General features: G+C 65.9%; 18 protein-coding genes and 1 riboswitch. Of the genes, 14 read left to right on the top strand and 4 right to left on the bottom strand.

Features of this window, described 5'->3' with window-relative positions:
• Positions 1-87: 87 nt before the first annotated feature.
• A complete protein-coding gene (locus N0K08_RS08870) occupies positions 88-1,062 on the bottom strand; it encodes a magnesium and cobalt transport protein CorA (protein WP_261499867.1) in 975 nt (324 codons plus the stop codon).
• Between the two features lie 532 nt (positions 1,063-1,594).
• Between N0K08_RS08870 and N0K08_RS08865 the strand changes: the two genes are divergently transcribed.
• From N0K08_RS08865 to N0K08_RS08855, 3 genes are all read left to right on the top strand, one after another.
• The gene (locus tag N0K08_RS08865; RefSeq protein ID WP_261499866.1) at positions 1,595-1,975 is read left to right on the top strand and encodes a cupin domain-containing protein; all 381 of its coding nucleotides are present in this window, start codon (positions 1,595-1,597) and stop codon (positions 1,973-1,975) included.
• A 180-nt stretch (positions 1,976-2,155) separates the two neighbouring features.
• Entirely contained in the window at positions 2,156-2,617 is a 462-nt protein-coding gene (locus N0K08_RS08860; RefSeq protein ID WP_261499865.1) for a cupin domain-containing protein, read from the top strand.
• A gap of 379 nt (positions 2,618-2,996) precedes the next feature.
• A complete protein-coding gene (locus N0K08_RS08855) occupies positions 2,997-3,539 on the top strand; it encodes a c-type cytochrome (RefSeq protein WP_261499864.1) in 543 nt (180 codons plus the stop codon).
• 257 nt (positions 3,540-3,796) lie between these two features.
• On the opposite strand, the gene N0K08_RS08850 is transcribed toward N0K08_RS08855, so the two are convergent.
• Positions 3,797-4,693: an alpha/beta hydrolase gene (locus N0K08_RS08850; RefSeq protein WP_261499863.1), complete on the bottom strand. Its 897-nt coding sequence runs from the start codon at positions 4,691-4,693 to the stop codon at positions 3,797-3,799.
• 267 nt (positions 4,694-4,960) lie between these two features.
• Positions 4,961-5,176: riboswitch (cobalamin riboswitch) on the top strand.
• A 118-nt stretch (positions 5,177-5,294) separates the two neighbouring features.
• Here N0K08_RS08850 and cobO point away from each other — a divergent pair.
• From cobO to N0K08_RS08795, 11 genes are all read left to right on the top strand, one after another.
• Positions 5,295-5,921: a cob(I)yrinic acid a,c-diamide adenosyltransferase gene (cobO, locus tag N0K08_RS08845; protein WP_261499862.1), complete on the top strand. Its 627-nt coding sequence runs from the start codon at positions 5,295-5,297 to the stop codon at positions 5,919-5,921.
• Positions 5,921-6,775: an ABC transporter substrate-binding protein gene (locus tag N0K08_RS08840; protein ID WP_261499861.1), complete on the top strand. Its 855-nt coding sequence runs from the start codon at positions 5,921-5,923 to the stop codon at positions 6,773-6,775. The genes cobO and N0K08_RS08840 overlap by 1 nt, the downstream gene beginning before the upstream one ends.
• On the top strand, positions 6,772-7,797 hold the full coding sequence (locus N0K08_RS08835; RefSeq protein WP_261499860.1) for a FecCD family ABC transporter permease: 1,026 nt from the start codon (positions 6,772-6,774) through the stop codon (positions 7,795-7,797). Before N0K08_RS08840 ends, N0K08_RS08835 begins: the two co-directional genes overlap by 4 nt.
• A complete protein-coding gene (locus tag N0K08_RS08830; protein WP_261499859.1) occupies positions 7,797-8,600 on the top strand; it encodes an ABC transporter ATP-binding protein in 804 nt (267 codons plus the stop codon). The genes N0K08_RS08835 and N0K08_RS08830 overlap by 1 nt, the downstream gene beginning before the upstream one ends.
• A 35-nt stretch (positions 8,601-8,635) precedes the next feature.
• Complete coding sequence (gene cobW / locus N0K08_RS08825; RefSeq protein WP_261499858.1) at positions 8,636-9,706, top strand: cobalamin biosynthesis protein CobW; 1,071 nt, start codon at positions 8,636-8,638, stop codon at positions 9,704-9,706.
• Positions 9,706-13,509 carry a cobaltochelatase subunit CobN gene (cobN, locus tag N0K08_RS08820; protein ID WP_261499857.1) on the top strand — a complete coding sequence of 1,268 codons (3,804 nt, stop codon included), beginning with the start codon at positions 9,706-9,708 and terminating at the stop codon, positions 13,507-13,509. The genes cobW and cobN overlap by 1 nt, the downstream gene beginning before the upstream one ends.
• An 8-nt stretch (positions 13,510-13,517) precedes the next feature.
• Positions 13,518-14,591, top strand: coding sequence for an ATP-binding protein (locus N0K08_RS08815; protein ID WP_261499856.1), 1,074 nt, complete (start codon positions 13,518-13,520; stop codon positions 14,589-14,591).
• Between the two features lie 140 nt (positions 14,592-14,731).
• Positions 14,732-15,247 (top strand): vWA domain-containing protein, encoded by a 516-nt coding sequence (locus tag N0K08_RS08810; protein ID WP_261499854.1) that lies wholly within the window; start codon positions 14,732-14,734, stop codon positions 15,245-15,247.
• Positions 15,248-15,484: 237 nt separating this feature from the next.
• Entirely contained in the window at positions 15,485-16,462 is a 978-nt protein-coding gene (locus N0K08_RS08805) for a Bug family tripartite tricarboxylate transporter substrate binding protein (RefSeq protein WP_261499853.1), read from the top strand.
• Positions 16,463-16,896: 434 nt separating this feature from the next.
• Complete coding sequence (locus tag N0K08_RS08800; protein WP_261499852.1) at positions 16,897-17,205, top strand: DUF4148 domain-containing protein; 309 nt, start codon at positions 16,897-16,899, stop codon at positions 17,203-17,205.
• Positions 17,206-17,288: 83 nt separating this feature from the next.
• Entirely contained in the window at positions 17,289-18,542 is a 1,254-nt protein-coding gene (locus N0K08_RS08795; RefSeq protein WP_261499851.1) for an alpha-hydroxy-acid oxidizing protein, read from the top strand.
• A 103-nt stretch (positions 18,543-18,645) separates the two neighbouring features.
• Here N0K08_RS08795 and N0K08_RS08790 read toward each other — a convergent pair whose 3' ends face one another.
• Both N0K08_RS08790 and N0K08_RS08785 read right to left on the bottom strand, forming a co-directional pair.
• The gene (locus N0K08_RS08790) at positions 18,646-19,005 is read right to left on the bottom strand and encodes a VOC family protein (RefSeq protein ID WP_261499850.1); all 360 of its coding nucleotides are present in this window, start codon (positions 19,003-19,005) and stop codon (positions 18,646-18,648) included.
• Positions 19,006-19,056: 51 nt separating this feature from the next.
• On the bottom strand, positions 19,057-20,010 hold the full coding sequence (locus N0K08_RS08785; protein ID WP_261499849.1) for a LysR family transcriptional regulator: 954 nt from the start codon (positions 20,008-20,010) through the stop codon (positions 19,057-19,059).
• Between the last annotated feature and the right edge of the window lie 5 nt (positions 20,011-20,015).

Raw genomic sequence — 20,015 nt, 5'->3', positions numbered from 1 at the left:
TCCGGTGTAGAACAGCAGCAAACGGCCGCGGTGCTTTTGCAAAGCCGTGTGGAAAGCGGCGGCAAAGTCATTCCGCCCCAGCAGGTGCTACAGCCAGCCAGCCCGGCGGAACCGGAAGTAGACATAGCTGCACACGCCGCCCATGAACAGCAGTGCGGCCGGGTAGCCGTAGTGCCACTTGAGCTCCGGCATGTGCTCGAAGTTCATTCCCCAGATGCCCACGAAGGCGGTGCAGATCGCAAAAATACTGGCCCAGGCCGCCAGCCGCTTGGTGACCTCGTTGTCGTCGATGGCAACCATGGAGAGGTTGACCTGCATGGCCGTCGCGATGGTGTCGCGCATGCCATCGATGAGTCCGTTGATCCGGACCAAGTGGTCGGCCACATCGCGGAAGTAGTCCTGTGACCCTGCACAGACCTGCGGTACACGACCGCCGTGGAGTTTGCTCACAGCCTCCAGCAGCGGTGCAACCGCATGCTTGAGGACCATCACTCGCTGCTTCAGTCCATAAAGTTGCTTGATGCTCTCGCGCGCAGCTCGCTGCGTGAAAATCTGTAGCTCGACCTCCTCGAGCTCAGCTTCCAGGGCCTCGATGATGGGGAAGTAGCGGTCAACCACCGCATCCATGAGTGCATACAGCACAAAGCCTGCGCCGTGCTGGAGTAGTTCGGGCTCTCGTTCGCAGCGATCGCGCACTCCCAGGAACCCGTGTTTGCTGCGGTTTCGGACCGACAGAACATAGTTGGGGCCGATGAACACGTCCACCTCGCCCAGGTTGAACTGGCCTGGTTGCTCGGGGTCCGGCTCCAGCAGGTGCATGACTGCGAAGATGGACTGGCCGTATTCCTCGATCTTGGGTCGTTGATGCCCATGGCTGGCATCTTCCACGGCGAGTTGGTGCAGGTCGAACTCTTCGCGCATTTCATCAAGCTCAGCCGCCGTCGCATCGGCCAAGGCCACCCAGACGAAGCAGCCAGGCCTCGCAATGTAGGTGCTGATATCGGCGACAGGTATATCGGCTAGTTTGGATCCCCTTTCGTAGGCCACGCAATTGATCAGCATCCAGGTCCTCTTGAAACAGTCGCAAAGGCGCAATGGTGCCATGCCCAGGCCACAGCAAGGTCAGATAGCGAACCGCTTACGTTGTGACTTGTAAGGGGCAGGTCAGAGCCACTGCCGTCCCGGTACGGGGCTGCTGTGCTTTTGCCAGGCCGTTGGGGCTTTCGGCCAATGCGCGAAGGAGGGGCGCTGTGATTTGCTTTGCCGGTGAAGCTTTTCAAAGGATTCATCACTTGGGATGAATGCAAAATTTGTGTGAATTTGTGGCGCTTTGACCTGGGCCGTGCCAGGGACGGTCGGCGGCGCGATGCTGGGTGCGGAGCTTCCCCGGGCTCCGCATGCTCGCATCTCCTTGCTCTGCTGCGCCCTTGGATTGGGCGGCGCAGGCAATGCCGTGCCACCGTAACGGCCCTGTGTATCATTGGTATTGCCATGTGAATGACATAGGGATAGTTTCTCCTTTGTCCTCCGACGCATTAGCGATCACTGAAGAGTTCTGCGGTAGCGGCGGGCAACTCAATTGAAGGAGAAAATCATGGTCACTCCCGTCAGCGTTGAGAAGCTGGAAGTCAAGTCGCATGGCACGCCGGACGAGCTTCGCACACCCAGCAAAACCCGCGTCGAGGTGGTAAAGCTCCAGGGCTACACGATCGGGCGGTTTAACTTCGAACCCGGATGGCGTTGGTCAGAATGCATCAAGCCCGTGGTGAAGACAGAGTATTGCCAACTCTCGCATGTGGGGCATGTCGTTTCAGGAAAGCTCACCGTTCGAATGCAGGACGGTTCTCAGAAAATGCTCAGCGCAGGAGAATCCTACGCAATCCCTCCTGGTCACGATGCCTGGGTCGAAGGTGACGAGCCCTTTGTCGGTCTTGAGGTGCTCAGTGCCGATGTCTACGCAAAGCCTCCCCAGTAGCTCTGGCGTATGTTGCGACCTGTCTATAAGCCGCTAGCTTGCAAGAGGCATCGACCGTCCCCTGCCGGCATTTGTGACAGCGCATGGCGTGTCATCGCAACGCGATCAAGAGAAGCTTGTCGCTGACGGCGCGCGATGTCAGCGACGATGTGTATGTGGGCCGCGCGCAAGGAGAATGTGATGTCCTATCTCTCGTTTGCCCGTTCGGTCAGCCTCGTTGCGCTGGTAGCGTGTCCGATGGCATCCTGGGCCATTCACGGCACCGAAGGTTTCGAGTGGGGTGCACCGCCGCCAGTGCTGGCCAAGGGGGCCAAATTCGCGGTGCTCCTGGGCGATCCCGGCCAACCCGGCCCCTATGTGGTGCGCCTGTCGGTACCGGCCGGCTATCGCGTGCTGCCTCATTGGCATAGTCAGGCGGAGAATGTGACCGTGATCTCGGGCTCGGTCATGATAGGCATGGGCGACAAGTGGGACGCTAAGGCACTGAAGACCCAAAAAGCCGGCAGCTTCGGCTCGATTCCGGCCAAGGTCAAGCACTTCGCCATGTTCAAGGTCCCAACGGTGATCCAGATCCACGGGGAAGGGCCCTTCGACCTGAACTATGTCGATCCGGCAGACGACCCGCAGAAGGCGTACAAGTAGACGTTGGTCGCTGTGCCAGTGGCCTCCAAACTGTGCCGCTGCATAAGCCGTTGCGAGGATCAAGGCATCAGGAATGCATGGCTTTGAATCGTTCGCCTGATCTGGCCCCGGTAGTTCCGGACACCGTCCAGTCGCCACGTTAGCCTTTGTGGACGGAGCATGGATGTCGAAGCGAGGGGGTGGTGTTCATGCCGGGCTCCGGTGTCGAAAGTGGGACACCCGTATTTCGCGGCGCGGCGGCGTGCGCATTGCTGCAATGGGCCATGGCCTGCGTGGCGGGCATGGCTTCAGGCTGGCCGTCCTTTTGGCCCTTTTGGGGGATGACGGGCGTTGGGGACAAGAGTAGAGTGCCGATACCCGATCGACTGGAGCACCACCGATGAAACATCTCCTGTTGCTGAGCCTGTGGACTACCGTGGGAACCCTTGCCGCCCAGGCGGCTGAACCTGCGCCGCGTGATCGCCTCGAACGCGGCCGTTACCTCGTCAATACCAGTGGGTGTGCGGATTGCCACACGCCGATGAAGATGGGGCCTCGTGGCCCCGAGCCCGATGCCATGCGCAGCTTATCCGGTCATCCTGAGGGCCTGGTCATGCCGCCCGTGCCAACCCTGCCCGTCGGGCCTTGGCTGGTCATCTCGTCGGCGACGAACACGGCCTGGGCCGGGCCCTGGGGCGTCAGCTTCACGGCCAATCTGACACCTGACCCCGAGACGGGGCTGGGCCGCTGGAGCGAGCAGAATTTTGTCCAGACCTTGCGCAAAGGCCGACACATGGGCGCTGGCCGCCCGCTTCTGCCGCCCATGCCCGCTGCCTTCGGACAGATGACCGACGCGGACCTCAGCGCCATATTCACTTACCTGAAGACAGTGCCGCCCGTACGCAACCGCGTGCCCGTACCTCTGCCGCCTGGCACCCGCTGACGCCGGATATCCGAACAGGCGTTCGCAGACAACATCAGCGTTCTCGTTTTTGCCCCGTGGTCTCCCGCTCCGATGGCGGTGGAGGCCCAAGACGGTTGGGAGGCGCACCCGGAGCTGGGTCATGCTCTCCCATCGAGCTGAGGGCCGTACAGGATGCCTGTTGCTACCTGTTGCGCACCGGAGAGGTCGTCGGGGCGCGACGGATGATCTGCTTCCAGGCACGCTGGCCGACGGCCGTGACCTGCCGGTCGCAGTACTCACTCGCCGGACCCGTAATGGTCCACGGCGTCACGCAGCAGCCGTCCAGCTTTGGTGACGCCTTGCCTGCCTTGCGCCAGCACCGGATGGTAATTGGGCCAGATGTGGAACATCTTCGGCCAGATTTCCAGCCGCACGCTCACATCGGCCAGACCTGCCGCACGGGCCAGCGCGATCGCATCATCCAGCAAGGCCTCTGTGGAGCCCACGAAAATCGTCAGGGGCGCGATGCCGCTCAGATCCGCGAAAACCGGAGACGCCAGAGGTGTCTCTCGCGGTCGCTCTCCCAGGTACTGCCCTGCCAGGAATTGCATGATCTCGCGGTTGAGGACAGGGTCTCGCTGCGCGTTGCGGCGGTAGCTGTCTGCGGTCGCCGTCATGTCCACCCAGGGCGAGAGAAGCAGAGCGCCAGCGGGTTGCTGCATGCCCAATTCTTTCAGCCGTACGAGCAAGGCCACGGCCAGGCCGGCTCCCGCGCTATCGCCGGCGACAGCGATCTGGCGGGGATGGACGCCGGAATCCAGGAGAAATCGGTATCCGCTGACCGCATCTTCCAGAGCCTGAGGAAACGGGCACTCAGGGGCGCGCCGGTACTCGAGGGCGAGCGTTCTCATCGCCGCCGCGCGACCCAACTCGCTCACGAGGTGCCGGTGGCTCTTCAGTGAGCCCCAGGCATATCCTCCGCCGTGCAGATAGAGGATGACTTCGCTGGTGCTCGCAACGGGCGTGGACGTCCATTCAGCCGGAACCCCGTGCGCCGTCACCGGTTCCACAAGGACATCCGCTGCCGGCGCAAAGCGGTCTCCCTGCGCGTCGTACGCCGCCCGACGTTGCGCATTGGAGAGGAATGTCGGCCGCTCACGGAGCATGGCTTCCAGTCGGTCAAGCTCATTCATCGGAACACCTCTTTCAGTACGACGGGTCTCCACGCACTTTAGAGCACGCACATGATGCTGGGCAAGCCTCAAGCGCGTCCGGTGGCAGGGGCGTGAACTGGATTTCGGCCTCGGTGTCGAAGAAGCGTGCGCTCCACAGAATCGCACAAACCGCGATTCGCAGCTTTGCGGTTCCACGATCAAGACAGCGCTGGAGTTTCCCAACGACTGCATCTGGGTGGTCCGCCCCAAGCCCCCTTTCCCCCTCCAGCCCCCGTCCCCTCCTATAATCGCCCCTACCGTACAGGAGTCCCACGTCGATGCCGACCTGGGGTGAAACGGGAAGTCCGGTGACCTTGGCGCTTTTGCGCTGAACATTCCGGCGCAGCCCCCGCTGCTGTAAGCCTGACAGACACACTCGATGCCACTGGGCCTGATGCCCGGGAAGGTGGTGTGCGCTGAATGAGGGCGAGCCAGAATACCGACCTGTACGAATGCAGTTTTATGCCACGGGGTGTGGGCCGTTTGCTGATCGGCCTGTCCACGCCTGCGCGCAGCGGCAGTCCTCTCGCAATCTCCTTCTCCCCTGGGACACTTTCATCGTGTTGGGCTCGGGGAGAGCATGGACGAATCATTCAAACTCGCGCATGCACAACGCATGCAGCGCAAAAAAGCGACCGTGGCCGCGGCCATGGAGCGCTCGCAAACGCTGCAAGGCATCGTGGTGCTGCTCACCGGCAACGGCAAAGGCAAGACCACGTCGGCCTTCGGCACGCTGTACCGGGCGCTGGGCCATGGGCATCGCGCGGGCGTGGTGCAGTTCATTTCCGGCACGCATTGCACGGGCGAAGTCACGTTCCTGCAGCACATGGGCCTGCTGGGCCAGGGGCGGCAGGCGCAGGTCGACTACCACGCCATGGCGACAGGATTCTCCTGGGACAGCCAGGGCTGGAGTGCGGACAAGGCCGCGGCCGAGCTGGCCTGGAGCCAGGCGCGGCGCATGCTGGCCGATGCCAGCCTGCAACTGGTGCTGCTCGATGAGCTGACCTTCATGCTGCAGTACGGCTATCTCGCCGTGGCCGAGCTGCTGCAGGCCATCAAGGGCCGGCCGGCGTCGCAGACCGTGATCATCACCGGGCGCGCGGCGGCGCCGGAGCTGCTGGCGCTGGCGGACACGGTCAGCGAGATCGCCGACACCCGGCACGCGTTCCGGGCCGGCGTCAAGGCCCAGCCGGGCGTGGACTTCTGATGCCGCGCCTTTACTGGCTGCTGGCGGCAGGCTTGGCGGCGTCCGCGGTGCAGGCGGCCGAGCCTTTGCCGCGGCTGATGTCGACCAATATCTGCGCCGACGTGCTGGCCCTGGGCCTGGCCGATCCGGCGCAAATCGTTTCCCTGTCGCGCCAGAGCCAGGACGCCCAGCGTTTCTCCCTGGCGAGCCAAGCGAAGCAATTCGCGGCCAACGATGCCTCGGCCGAAGACGTGCTGCATCTGAAGCCGCAGATCGTGCTGGCCTCGCGGCGCTGGAGCGCGCGCTACCAGGCCAGCCTGTTCAAGCGCCATGACATACAGATAGTGACGGTGCCGTTCCCCACGGACTGGGACGGCATTTTCAGCAGCACCAAGCGCATGGGCAAGGCCATGGGCCGGGAGCAGGCGGCCAAGGAGTTGCTGGCGAGCATAGACCAGCGCCTCAAGCAGCTGCAGGCCACGCCCCGGCCGTTCAATGCCTTGTACCTGCGGCCCAACGGCGGCAGCGCGGGGGCCAAGACCCATGTCGATGCGGTGCTCACCGCCGCCGGCCTGCACAACCATGCGACGGCCCTGGGCCTGCAGGGCTGGGGGCGTATCGATCTGGAGCGCATTCTGCAGAACCCGCCCGATGTCTTCATCACGCCTTCCATGGTCAACGACCTGGCCTATGCCCGCTCGGCCCTGGGCCGCCATCCGCAAATGAAAAAACTCCTGGAGCGCATTCCCGTGGTGGCCTTGCAGCAAAACGACTGGGGCTGCAGCAACTGGCAGTTGATCGAGGCGGCCGAGTCCATGGCGGCGCAGGTCGACGCCTTGCGCATCAAGCCCATTGGCGCGGAGCTGAAGTCATGACGCGGGTGCAAGTCGCGCCGCGTCCGTGGCTGCTCAATCTGGGCTTGCTGGCCGCATTGCTGGTGCTGGCCTGTATTTCCTTGGGCATTGGTTCGGTGCGGATCGGCGTGGCCGATTGGTGGCACGCCGTGTTCGCCCAGGGTGGCGGCAGCGATCTGGCCTTGCGCCACCAGGCCATCGTCCAGGAAATCCGCCTGCCGCGCGTGCTGCTGGCCGTGCTGGTCGGCATGTCGCTGGGCGTGTCGGGCGCGGCCTTGCAGGGGTTGCTGCGCAATCCGCTGGCCGAGCCCGGCATTCTGGGTGTGAGCTCCAGCGCCGGGCTGGGGGCCGTGGTCTGCATTTACTTCGGTCTGTGGCATTGGAATGCCTGGTTGCTGCCGACGGTGGCCATGGGCAGCGCGGCGGCGGCGACCAGCGTGCTCTACCGCATCGCCAGGAACGGCGCGAGCAATCTGACGCTGATTCTGGCCGGTGTGGCCATGTCGGCGCTGACGGCGGCATTGACGGCGCTGGCCATCAACCTCGCGCCCACGCCCACCGACATGCAGGACATCGTGCTGTGGCTGATGGGCTCGCTGGCCGACCGCAGTTTTGACGAAGTGCGGCTGAGCCTGCCGTTCATCGTGCTGGGCTTGGCGCTGCTGGCGATGAGCGGGCGCCACCTGGACGCGCTGACGCTGGGCGAGGACGAAGCCGCGAGCATGGGCGTGAACCTGGCGCGGCTGCGCGCGCAAATCATTGCCGGCACGGCGCTGTGCGTGGGTGCCAGCGTGGCCGTCACGGGCTCCATCGGCTTCATCGGCCTGGTCGTGCCGCATGTGTTTCGCGGCCTGGTGGGCTACCGGCCGTCGCGCCTGATCCTGCCCAGCGCCCTGGGCGGCGCCGTGCTGCTGCTGGCCGCGGACATCGCCTTGCGCCTGCTCAGCGGCCGCGTCGAATTGATGCTGGGGGTGGTCACGGCGCTGATCGGCGCGCCCTTCTTTTTCTACCTGGTGCTGCGTGAGCGCTGGAGGACACGTTGATGCATGGCCTGTCGATTGAAGCGCTGCAGGTGCAGCTGTCGGGCAAGACCTGCGTCGACCAGCTGTCGTTCGACGTGCGCGCCGGCGAACTGTTTGCCTTGATAGGCCCGAACGGCGCGGGCAAGAGCACGGCGCTCAAGGCCATGGCCCAACTGCTGCCCCATGCGGGCCGGGTGCTGCTCGATGGCGAAGACCTGGGCCGGCTCGCGCCGGTGCAGCGGGCCCGGCGCCTGGCCTATCTGTCCCAGGGGGACCAGGTGGCCTGGCCTTTGCAGGTGCGCGATTTTGTCGCCCTGGGGCGGCTGCCGCACCAGCGCGGCTGGGGGCCGCGGGCCTTGTCGGCGGGCGACGGCCAGGCGGTGGACGCCGCGCTGGAGGCCATGCACCTCACGGACTTGCAACACCGCCACCTGAATGAACTCTCGGGCGGCGAACGCGCCCGCGCGCGCCTGGCCCGGGCGCTGGCCGTGCAGGCGCCGCTGCTGCTGGCCGACGAGCCCGTGGCCGCGCTCGATCCGTTTCACCAGCTGAGCGTGATGGAGTTGCTGCGCGCCCAGTGCAATGCCGGCCAGGCGGTGATCGTGGTGCTGCACGACCTGACGCTGGCCAGCCGTTTTTGCGACCGGGTGCTGTTGCTGCAGCAGGGCCGGGCCGTGGCTTGTGGCGCGCCGCGCCATGTGCTCACGCCCGCCCATCTGCAGCGCGTCTACCAGGTCCAGGCCATGCATGGCGAACACGAAAGCCAGGGCTATGTCGTGCCCTGGCGCTGCCAGCCGCAGGCGGCTTCCTCCGAAGCGCGCTGAGCGCCCCCTTTTTTCATTTTTTCTTGGAGATGCACATGACCAACAGCCAAAAGATTCCCGCCACCATCGTCACGGGCTTTCTGGGCAGCGGCAAGACCACGCTGCTGCGCCACATCCTGGAAAACGCGGGCGGGCGCCGCATCGCCGTGATCGTCAACGAGTTCGGCGAGCTGGGCATTGACGGCGACATCCTGCGCAGCTGCGGCATTGGCTGCGACGACGCGGGCAATGAAACCCAGGGCCAGCTGTATGAGCTGGCCAACGGCTGCCTGTGCTGCACGGTGCAGGAAGAGTTCTACCCCGTGATGCGCGAGCTGATCGCGCGCCGCGCCGACATCGACCACATCCTGATCGAAACCAGCGGCCTGGCCTTGCCCAAGCCCCTGGTCCAGGCCTTCAACTGGCCCGAGATCAAGAACGCCTGCACCGTGGACGCCGTGATCACGGTGGTCGACGTGCCGGCTACGGCCGCCGGCCAGTTCGCCGCCAACCCGGCCGCCGTGGACGCCCAGCGCAAGCAGGACCCGAATCTGGACCATGAATCGCCGCTGCACGAGCTGTTCGAAGACCAGCTGATGTCGGCCGACCTGGTGGTGCTGAGCAAGCTCGACCAGGCCAGTGCCGCCGATCGCGCCAAGGTCGAAGCCATCGTGCGCGAAGAAGTGCCGGCCCAGGTGAAGATCGTCGCCGCCGACCACGGCAAGATCGACCTGGGCGTGGTGCTGGGCCTGTTCAGCGCCTCGGAAGACACCATCCATGAGCGCGCCAGCCACCATGGCGAAGGCGAGGAGCACGACCACCACGACCACGACGAGTTCGATTCCATCGTCGTCAAGCTGCCGGTGGTGGAGCGCGATGCCTTGCTGGAGCGCCTCGCGGCCCTGGTCGCCGAGCACGCCATCTACCGCGTCAAAGGCTTTGTGGCCCTGGCCGACAAGCCCATGCGCCTGGTGGTGCACGGCGTGGGCACGCGCTTCGACAGCTACTTCGATCGCCGCTGGGCCGCGGGCGAAACGCCGCAGACCCATCTGGTGCTGATCGGCCACGACCTGGATGCCGTGCGCATCACGGCCGAGCTGAACGCCTTGACCGTCGGAGCACTCTGATGCATCTGCTCGCAGTCCAGCCCGGAGGCTTTGTCGACGACGACGCCATAGTCGCCAGCATGGGGCAATCGCCCGCCGACGTGGTGTTCCTGAGCGCCGCGGACACCACCTTGGCGCTGTTGGCCCAGGCCTATGGCCAGCTGCAGCAGGGCCTGGACGGCGAGCAGCTTTTCACCCTGCGCCTGGCCAATCTGATGCACCTGCGCCAGCCCGCGTCGGTGGATTTGTACGTGGACGAGGTGCTGCAGCATGCGCGCGTGATCGTCATCGATCACCTGGGCGGTGAAAGCTACTGGCCTTACGGCACGGAGCAGATCCGCGAAGTCTGCCGGCGCAAAGGCATCACCCTGGTGATGTTCTCGGGCGACACCACGGAAGACCTGAACCTGCTGCAAAAAAGCACGGCGAGCATGGAGCAGTGCCGCTGCCTGTGGCGCTATCTGCGCGAAGGCGGGGCGGCGAACGCGCGCGAGCTGTTCCGCTACCTGGGCCATGCGTTTCTGGGCGCCGAGCAGCAGGCCTTGCCGCCGCTGCCGCTGCCGCCCGTGGCCGTCTACCACCCCGCCCAGGATGCGGCGTCCGCCCAGGACTGGCAGCAGCCCGGCCCCTGGCAGTGGCAAGACGGCGCGCCCGTGGTGCTGGTCGTGTTCTACCGCGCACACTTGCAGTCGGGCAATACCCAGGTCTTCCAGGCGCTGTGCGAACAGCTGCTGGCCCAGGGCATGAACCCCTTGCCGCTGGCTCTGCTGTCGCTCAAGGACGCCGCCAGCCTGGCCTTGCTGCACGAACTGTGCGCGGCGCATGCCGTCTCGCTGATCCTCAACACCACTTCGTTCGCCCAGTCCTCGCTGGATACGCCTGGCGACCATGCGCTGGCCGGCGACATCCCGGTGCTGCAAGTCATCCTATCCGGCGGCAACGAGCAAAGCTGGCTGGCCGACACCCACGGCCTGCAGCCGCGCGACATCGCCATGCACGTGGCCATGCCCGAAGTCGACGGCCGCATCATCACGCGCGCCATCAGCTTCAAGGGCCTGTCGCACCGCAGCGAACTGACCCAGTCCGACGTGGTGCAGTACCAGGCACATGCCGAACGCCTGGCCTTTGTGGTGGAACTGGCCCAGCGCTGGTGCCGCCTGCGCCACAAGCCCAATGCGGACAAGCACCTGGCCTTGATCCTGGCCAACTACCCGACGCGCGAAGGCCGGCTGGGCAATGGCGTGGGGCTGGACACGCCGGCGTCGGTCATCCAGATCCTGCAGTCCTTGCAGCGCAGCGGCTATGTGCTGGACGCCATTCCTGCCGACGGCGACGCCTTGATGGCCCAGCTGCAGCAAGGCATCACCAACGACCCCGATTCCTGGGGCCAGCGCCCGGCCTGGCAAAGCCTGGACCTGGCGAGCTACCAGGCGTTCTTCGCGGGCCTGCCCGAGGCGAATCAGCAAGCCGTGCTGCAGCGCTGGGGCGCGCCCGACGCCGACCCCATGCTGCGCCAGGGCCGTTTCATGATCGCCGGACTGCGCTGCGGCCAGATCTTCGTGGGCATACAGCCGGCACGCGGCTACCACCTGGACCCCATGGCCAGCTACCACGACCCGGATCTGGTGCCGCCGCACTACTACCTGGCCTTCTACCACTGGCTGCGCAGCCGCTGGAACGCCGACGCTATGGTGCATGTCGGCAAGCACGGCAATCTTGAATGGCTGCCGGGCAAGAGCGTGGCCTTGTCGAACACCTGCTGGCCGGATCTGGTGTTCGGCCCCATGCCCCACCTCTATCCCTTCATCGTCAACGACCCGGGCGAAGGCACGCAGGCCAAGCGCCGCGCCCAGGCTGTGATCGTCGACCATTTGATGCCGCCGCTGACGCGCGCCGAAAGCTATGGGCCCACGCGCGATCTGGAGCGCATGGTGGACGAGTACTACGACGCCGCGACCATGGACCGCCGGCGCGCCGAGCTGCTGCGCAAGCAGATCCTGGCGCACATCGTGGCCCATGACCTGCACCAGGACCTGGGACTGGCGGCGCCGTCGTCCGAAGAGGACGAGCAGCAGCTGCTCAACCGCACGGATGCCTATCTGTGCGAGCTCAAGGAAAGCCAGATCCGCGACGGCCTGCATGTTTTCGGGCAGTCGCCCCAGGGCCGGCTGGAGCGCGACACCTTGCTGGCCCTGGCCCGCCACCCCGTGGGCAACGGCCAGGGCGCGAATGCCAGCCTGGTCCGCGCCCTGGCCCGGGACTTGCAGCTGGGCGATGACTTCAATCCCCTCGACGCGGCCTGGGAGCTGCCCTGGACCGGGCCGCGCCCGGCGCTGCTGGCCCAGGTCGATGACCAGCCCTGGCGGCATGCGGGCGATACGCGCGAGCGGCTGGAGCTGCTGGCCTTGCAGCTGCTGGAGCAGGCGGGCGAAGGGCTGGACGCCAGCATGGCGCTGACCGGCGCCGTGCTGCAGCGCGTGGTGCAGGATCTGCTGCCGCGCCTGCAGGCCTGCGGCACGCAGGAGTTGCTGCAGCTGGGCCGGGGGCTGGAAGGGCGCTTCGTGCCCGCGGGCCCCAGCGGTGCGCCCACGCGCGGCCGCCCCGACGTGCTGCCCACGGGGCGCAACTTCTTTTCCATAGACACCCGTGCCGTGCCCACGCCCACCAGCTGGACCCTGGGCTTTCAGTCGGCCCAGCTGCTGGTGGAAAAGTACACGCAGGAACACGGCGACTACCCGCGCGCGCTGGGCCTGTCGGTCTGGGGCACGGCCACCATGCGCACCGGCGGCGACGACATCGCCCAGGCCCTGGCCTTGCTGGGCGTGCGCCCGAAGTGGGCCGACGGCAGCTGGCGCGTGAGCGACTTCGAAGTCCTGCCCATGGCGGTGCTGGGCCGCCCGCGCGTGGACGTGACGCTGCGCGTGTCGGGCTTTTTCCGCGACGCGTTCACCAATGTGATCCGCATGTTCGATGCAGCCGTGCAGAAAGTCGCGGCGCTCGAAGACGAGGACGAGTTCACCAACCCCATTCGCGCGCGCATCCTGAAAGAAGCCGAGCAGCTGGCCGCGCAAGGCATGGCGCCCGAGGAAGCGCGCCACCAGGCGGGCCTGCGCGTGTTCGGCGCCAAGCCCGGCAGCTATGGCGCGGGCCTGCAAGGGCTGATGGACGGCAAGAACTGGGAGACCGACGAAGACCTGGCCGTGGCCTACCGCAACTGGGGCGCCTACGCCTACGGCCAGAACGACGACGGCACGGCCGTGCCCGAGACCTTTGTGCGCCGCTTGAGCGAAATCCAGCTGGTGGTGCACAACCAGGACAACCGCGAGCACGACCTGCTGGACTCGGACGACTACTACCAGTTCCAGGGCGGCATGGCCGCGGCCGTGCGCCATTTCAGCGGCGAGCAGCCCGATCTGTACTTCGGCGACCACAGCAATCCGCAGGCGCCGCGCATCCGCACCCTGCAGGAAGAAATCAGCCGCGTGGTGCGGTCGCGCGTGACCAATCCCAAGTGGATTGCCGGCATCAAGCGCCATGGCTACAAGGGCGCGTTCGAAGTCGCGGCCACGGTGGACTACTTGTTTGCCTTCGACGCCACGGCGCGCGTGGTGCGCGACGACCAGTACGCGCGCGTCACCGATGCCTTCGTCGCCGACGCCGACACGCGCTCTTTCCTGCAGCAGCACAACCCCGCGGCCTTCCACGACATCTGCGAGCGCCTGCTCGAAGCCATTGGGCGCGGCCTGTGGCAGGACAGCGGCGACTACGCGGCTCTGCTGGAGCAGCAACTGCTGGGCACCGAGCAACTTCTAGAGAACCGATAACCATCCCTATGCAGCATTTTCCTTTCACGGCCTTGCAGGGCCAGCAGCCTTTGCAGACGGCCTTGCTGCTGGCCGCCATCGATCCCTTGCTCGGCGGCGTGCTGATCGAAGGCCCGCGCGGCACGGCCAAATCCACCAGCGCGCGCTCCCTGGCCGCGCTGCTGCCTTCGGGCCGCTTCGTCAACCTGCCGCTGGGCGCGACCGAGGAACAGCTGGTCGGCTCGCTGGACCTGGAAGCCGCGCTCAAGCACAGTGCCGTGCAGTTCCGCGCCGGCCTGCTGGCCCAGGCCCACCAGGGCATTCTCTACGTCGACGAAGTGAATCTGCTGGCCGACGGTCTGGTCGATCTGCTGCTGGATGTGAGCGCCAGCGGCATCAACCGCGTCGAGCGCGACGGCGTCTCGCACGAGCACGCGGCGCGCATCACCCTGGTCGGCACCATGAACCCCGAGGAAGGCCAGTTGCGCCCGCAGTTGCTCGACCGCTTCGGCCTGTTCGTGCGGCTGGACAACGTGCCCGATGTGGCCCAGCGCAAGGCCATCGTCAAGACGCGCATGGCGTTTGATGCCGATCCGGCGGCCTTCATGGTCCAGCACGAAGCAGCGCAGAACGCCCTGGCCTGGCAGGTGGTGGCGGCCCGGGACAGCCTGGCCGCTGTCGCCTGGCCCGATGCCGTGCACGACCAGGTGGCCCAGCTGTGCCAGGACGCGGGCGTGGAAGGCGTGCGCGCCGATCTGGTGATGCTGCGCGCCGCGCGCGCCCATGCGGCGCTGGCCGGGCGCGCTGCAGTGACGCTGGCGGACGTGGACGCCGTCGCCGAATTGGCCCTGGCCCATAGGCGCACCCAGGCGGCGCCGCCGCGCGAACAGACATTGCCGGGCGAAGCGGCGCGGAACGACGAAACTCCTGGCGAGGCGGCACAGGCGCCCGCCCCGAAGAATACCGACGCGCCTGAGGGCGGCGAGGGGGCAGGGCCCGCCAATGACCCGCCGGCGCCAGACTGGGGCGCCATGCCCCCGCCCCAATCCACGGCCATTCAGCCGGTCAAGGCCTTGCGGCCCTTTCTGCCAAAAAAAGCCTGACGCGCCCTGCCCAGGCAGGCCCGGGGGGGCAGGCCAGGGCAGGGCGCGAGGCCAACACCGCGCGCAAAGGGCGGCTGCTGGGCAGCGCCGAGCGCGGCGTCGATTGGGTCAAGACGCTCAGCGCCAAGGGCGGCAGTGCCTTGCAGTTGGAGCATCTGCGCTTTCGGCGCCCGCCGGTGGGCTCCAGCAGCTTGCACTGCGTGCTGATCGACATGTCGGCGTCCATGCTCAAAGGCCAGAAGCTGGCCCTGGCCAAGGGCTGTCTGCTGGCGCTGACCGAGCAGTTCTACCGGCGGCGCGAGCGCCTGGCCGTGATCGGCTTCGCCGGCCCAAAGGCGCAGCTGCTGCTCGCGCCCTGCAAGGTCGCGGCCTTCAATGCCGAGTGGATTGCTCCCCTGCAAGGCGGCGGCGCCACGCCCATGCAGTCCGCCGTGGCGCTGGTGGAGGCGCTGCTGCGCCAGCAGAAAGCGGTCCAGCCCGGTCTGCTGGCTTCGGTCTGGCTGCTGACCGACGGCCGCTTCGACCCCTTGCCCGCGCGCCCGCAAGGTGCGGACAGTTGCCACATCGTGGATTTCGAGCAGGAAGCCGTAGCCTTGCAGCGCTGCGCGCGCCTGGCGCGGGATTGGGGGGCGGAATGCATAGAACTCAGCCCCTGAGCCGCCTGCGTCGCTCACGCTGCGGTGGAGGATAGTGACGCCGTCGCTGCGGGCCGGGGCATGCGCTGAAACCGCCTTGGAGTGGGCTAATCGTTCAACAATTTATGCAAATCCTAGTACAAACACGCATAGATTGCCGTGCTGATCGGCATGGATTGCCTCTAATATCGGGGTCTTCCCGCTGTTCCTGCGACGCTGCATGCATTAGCAGGTCCTCCACATTTTCTACCGATCACCATGCTTGACTCCACTCTCTCTCGACGCACGCTCCTCGCTTCGGCGGCTGGCCTGGCCGTGACCCCGCTGTGGGCCCAGCCCGGCTACCCGGCCAAGCCCATCCGCATCGTGATCGGTTACGCCCCGGGCGGCTCGGTCGACATGGTCGGGCGCGTGATCGCCGACATCATCGCCAAGCACCTCGATGCCACCGTCGTGGTGGAAAACCAGTCCGGCGCAGCCGGCGTGGTCGCGGCCCAGCGCGTGGTGTCGAGCAAGGCCGACGGCTACACCTTGCTGGCCGGTTCCAGCAATGAAATGGCCGGTACGAAGTCGGTCAACATGGCGCAGAAATACGACCCCTCCAAGGACTTGACGCCCATCGGCCTGGTCGCGCTCGCGCCCAATATGTGGGTCGCTGGCGCCCATGTGCCCGTGAAGAACCTCGATGAGTTCGTGGCCTTGGTCAAGAAGAACCCGGGCAAGTACAGCTACGGCAGCCCTGGCATCGGTTCGACCCCGCATTTCTCGGCCGAGCTGATCAAGAAGCTCGCGGGCCTGGAAATCACCCATGTGCCTTACCGCGGCGCGGCGCCCATGACCACCGACCTGGGTGGCGGCAACGTCGATTTCGCCATCATTTCGCCGCTTGCGGCCGCGCCTTTCCTGCAGAACGGCCGCATCAAGGCATTGGGCGTCACCACCGCCAACCGCCTGCCCTCGTTCAAGGACGTGCCGGCGCTGGGCGAGAACCCCGCACTCAAGGGCTATTCGCTCGCCGGCTGGTTCGCGTTTGCCGCACCCAAGGACCTGCCACCGGAAATCCTGGCCAAGCTGCAGACCGCGCTGCGTGCCGGCCTCAGCGATCCCGCGATCCGCCAGCGCATCGAAGCTTCGGGCGCGATCCCGGCCAAGGGCGATGAAAGCCTGCAGCAGCTGATCCGCACCGATATGGACAAGTACGCGGATCTGGCGGCCTTTGCCAAGATTGTCGAGTGACCTTGTAGCCCCCACGCTTGCCCACGGCGTGGGCGGCCCGGCGGCGGTGGGTGGGGGCGCACGCGAAGTACCCTGGACACGGCTATGGCGTGGCCGCGCCGCCCGCTTTTAGCGCGTTTTGCAGGCTGACCACGGCAGCGTGAAGGCCTGGGAAAGTTCGGCCAGGTTGAATTTCCTGGGCACCGTTTCGGAAACTGAAGGTTGGGGATATGCGCGGAAGAAGCGACGCATGTTCTCGAGCTTGGCCGGCACTGCGTTTGGCCGACGGGTGCAAGCGGGCCTTCTCGGCGCCCCTCGAAAATGCGGTCCCATGGAAGGTCCGCTTTCTTCGAAAAACTGTGCGTTTTCGCACATGCAGATTCGTGACAGAAGAAGAAACTTCAGTCCAAGCAGAACGCAAACCCGCACTGCAAGACTTTGAAGAAAGAACTGTCATGAACATCACCAAGAACATCATCGCCATCGCCGCCATCGCTGCCGCTTCGTTTTCCGGCATCGCCTCTGCGGAAAACCCGCAGGTCTGGTTCGGCCCCGAGCCCGTGATTTCCGGCCCTTCGCTGGCGCGTACAGAAGTTCTGGCCGACCTGGCGATCTGGAACCGCGCTGGCATGAATATGTACCCCCAGGGCGATAACAGCAGCATCGATGCCGCCTACGAACAGCGCATGGCGCAGTACCAGAAAATGCGCAGCGGCCCCGAGTACCAGGCAGAACTGCGTCGTTTGGGCGGCGTGGCGAAATAAGCTTTTTCGGATTGAAAAACCGGCGTTCTCTTGCCCGTCATGGCCTATGCGGCGGCCGGTTCATCCCTTTTCGAGGAATAAAAATGAACAAAAAGCATGAAGCAGTGCCCAATGGAGCCCGCCGCAGCCTGTTCCAGATGGCCGGTGCCGGCCTGCTGGTGAGCGCTGCCGGTGGCGCCGCCGCCCAGGCCGTCGTGGATACGCCCCGCGTGGATACGCCCGGCGTGGATACGCCTGGCGCTGTAGCCGCCTCATCCGGCCCACAGGCCGCGGCCATGCCGGTCGACAAGAAGCTTGCCATCATCAGCCCCGCCCATTTGCAAGAGCAGGCCAGGAAGGTCATGACGCCGGGCGCCTATGCCTTCATTACCGGCGCAACCGGCGACGAATGGACCCTGCAGGAAAACCGCCGGGCTTTCAACGATTTCCCGATTCGCACCCACCGCCTGCAAGGCATGGCGGCCAAGGACGTGGACCTGAGCATCGAACTGCTCGGTCACAAGCTGGCATACCCCATCATGGTCGCCCCCATGGGGGTACATCTGTTTGCGCACCCACAGGGGGAAGTGGCCACGGTGGCAGGCGCCGCGGCGGCTGGCGCCCTGTACCAAAGCTCGGGCGCCTCCTACCAGCCGCTGGAGGCCATTGCCAAGGCCGGCACCGGTCCGAAATGGTTCCAGCTTTACTTCAACGCCGATGTAGGAGTGACACGCAGCCTGCTGGAGCGCGCCAAGGCCGCCGGCTATACCGCCATCATCATCACCGCCGACGCGCTGGGCCCTGGCGCCAGCGATGCCTTCAAATTGCTGGGCATGCCGTTCCCACCCGGCCTGACCTTCGGCAACCACGATCCCCTCCAGGGTGGCACGGGCAATTTCCGCCACCAGAAGGTGGCGCTCACGCCGGACGACATCGGCTTTGTGAAGTCCGTGAGCGGCCTGCCCGTCATCGTCAAGGGCCTCATGCGTGGTGTGGATGCCGATGCCGCCATTCGCGCTGGAGCCTCTGCCATTCAGGTATCCAACCACGGCGGCCGCCAGATCGACGGTGTGCCGGGTGCGATCAGCGTGTTGCCCGAAGTGGTCAAGGCCGTGAAAGGCCGCGTGCCCGTGATTTTCGACAGCGGCATTCGCCGAGGTATTGACGTGCTGCGCGCGCTCTCGCTCGGTGCCCAAGCCGTCGCCGTGGGACGCCCCGTGCTCTATGGCCTGGCGCTGGGTGGTCCTTCCGGCGTACAAAGCGTGATGGAGCAATTACGCGATGAACTCCAATTGGCCATGTTGCTGGCCGGTGCTGGCAGCGTCAGACAGCTCGATGGCAGCTTTGTCAAGGCATGAGTCCGAAGCCGCGTGGCGGGCGTGGATGCGAACGCGCCTCGGGTGGCGCTGGTTATTTAGCCGCTAAAACCCACGGCATGGGCAGACCGGGGGCAGGGCCCGCTCAGGCCTGCGGCTGCGCCCAGACCGCAAACTCGTTGCCGCTGGGCTCGGTGAAGTGAAAGCGCCGACCGCCCGGGAAGGCGAACACCGGCTTGACGATCTGGCCGCCGGCTGCCGTGACTTTGGCCAGCGTGTCTTCGAGCTGCTCGCTGTAGAAGACGATGAGCGCGCTGCCCTGGGCGGTGGTGGACGCCATGTCCGCGCGGTAGAAGCCGCCGTCCAGGCCCTGGCCTGAAAAGGCCGCGTAGTCCGGGCCGTACTGCTCGAAAGTCCAGCCGAAGGCGGCCTGGAAAAATGCCTGGGTGGCGGCCAGATCGCGGGCCGGGTATTCGACGTAGTTGATTTTTTCGTGGGCGGGCATCTGCAGGTCCTCGGAGGAGAGAGCCGGACGCGATGGCGGATGCGCCCAGCGTTAAGGGGAGGCCGTCATTGTGGCATGCGCCGACTGCGCGAGCCGGCGCATTTCCTCGGTCTGCTGGTGCGCCAGCACATGGCGCAGCACGTTCTCGGCCAGGCTGTGGCGCTGCTCGCGCAGCGTGGCCACGCCCATGCCCACGCAAAACGAGGCCGGCGTGTCCGACAGCTCCAGGCAGACCACGCCGGCCATGGGATGGTGTCTGGCCACGCCCGCGACCAGGGCCACGCCCACACCAGAGGCGACCAGGCTCAAGATGGTCTGCACCTGCATGGCCTCCTGCACCACATGCGGCGTGAAGCCCGAGAGCTGGCAGCGCAGGTAGGCCATGGCAGACAGGCCGGGCACCTGGTGCTGGGGGTAGGCGATGTAGTTCTCCCGGGCGGCTTCGGACAGGGCGATGCGTTGCCCGGCCTTGTGGGCCAGCGGGCTGTGGCTGGCCACCGCCAGCACGAAGTCGTCGCGCTCCAGCGGCTGGACGTCGACCGAGCCGGCATCCATCACCGGAAAGCGCAGAAAACCGATGTCCAGGCGTTTGGCGCGCAGGCCGTCGAGCACTTCGAGCGAAGTCGATTCGAACAGCTGCAGCGTCAACTGCGGGAAATCATGGCGCAGATGGGGAATGAGCTGGGGCAGCAGACGGTAGGTGGCCGAGCCGATGAAGCCTATGCGCAGCAGCCCGCCCAGGCCTTGCAGCGCCTCTTTGGCCTTGCGCTTGCATTGCTCGGCATGGAACAGGGTCAGCTGGGCCTGGGCCAGCATGGCTTCGGCCATGGGCGTGGGGATGGCGCCATTGGGCGTGCGTTCGAACAGCTTGCCGCCCAGCTCGTCCTCGAGCCGGCGTATGGACACCGACAGCGGCGGTTGGGCCATGTGCAGCAATTCGGCCGCACGGTGAAAGTTGCGTGTTTCCACCAGGGTGACGAATTGCTGGAGTTGGCGCAGGTTCATATCGA

The organism is Acidovorax bellezanensis, from assembly GCF_025421555.1.
Taxonomy (GTDB): domain Bacteria; phylum Pseudomonadota; class Gammaproteobacteria; order Burkholderiales; family Burkholderiaceae_C; genus Comamonas; species Comamonas bellezanensis.
This window is presented reverse-complemented; position numbering and strand designations above follow the sequence as displayed.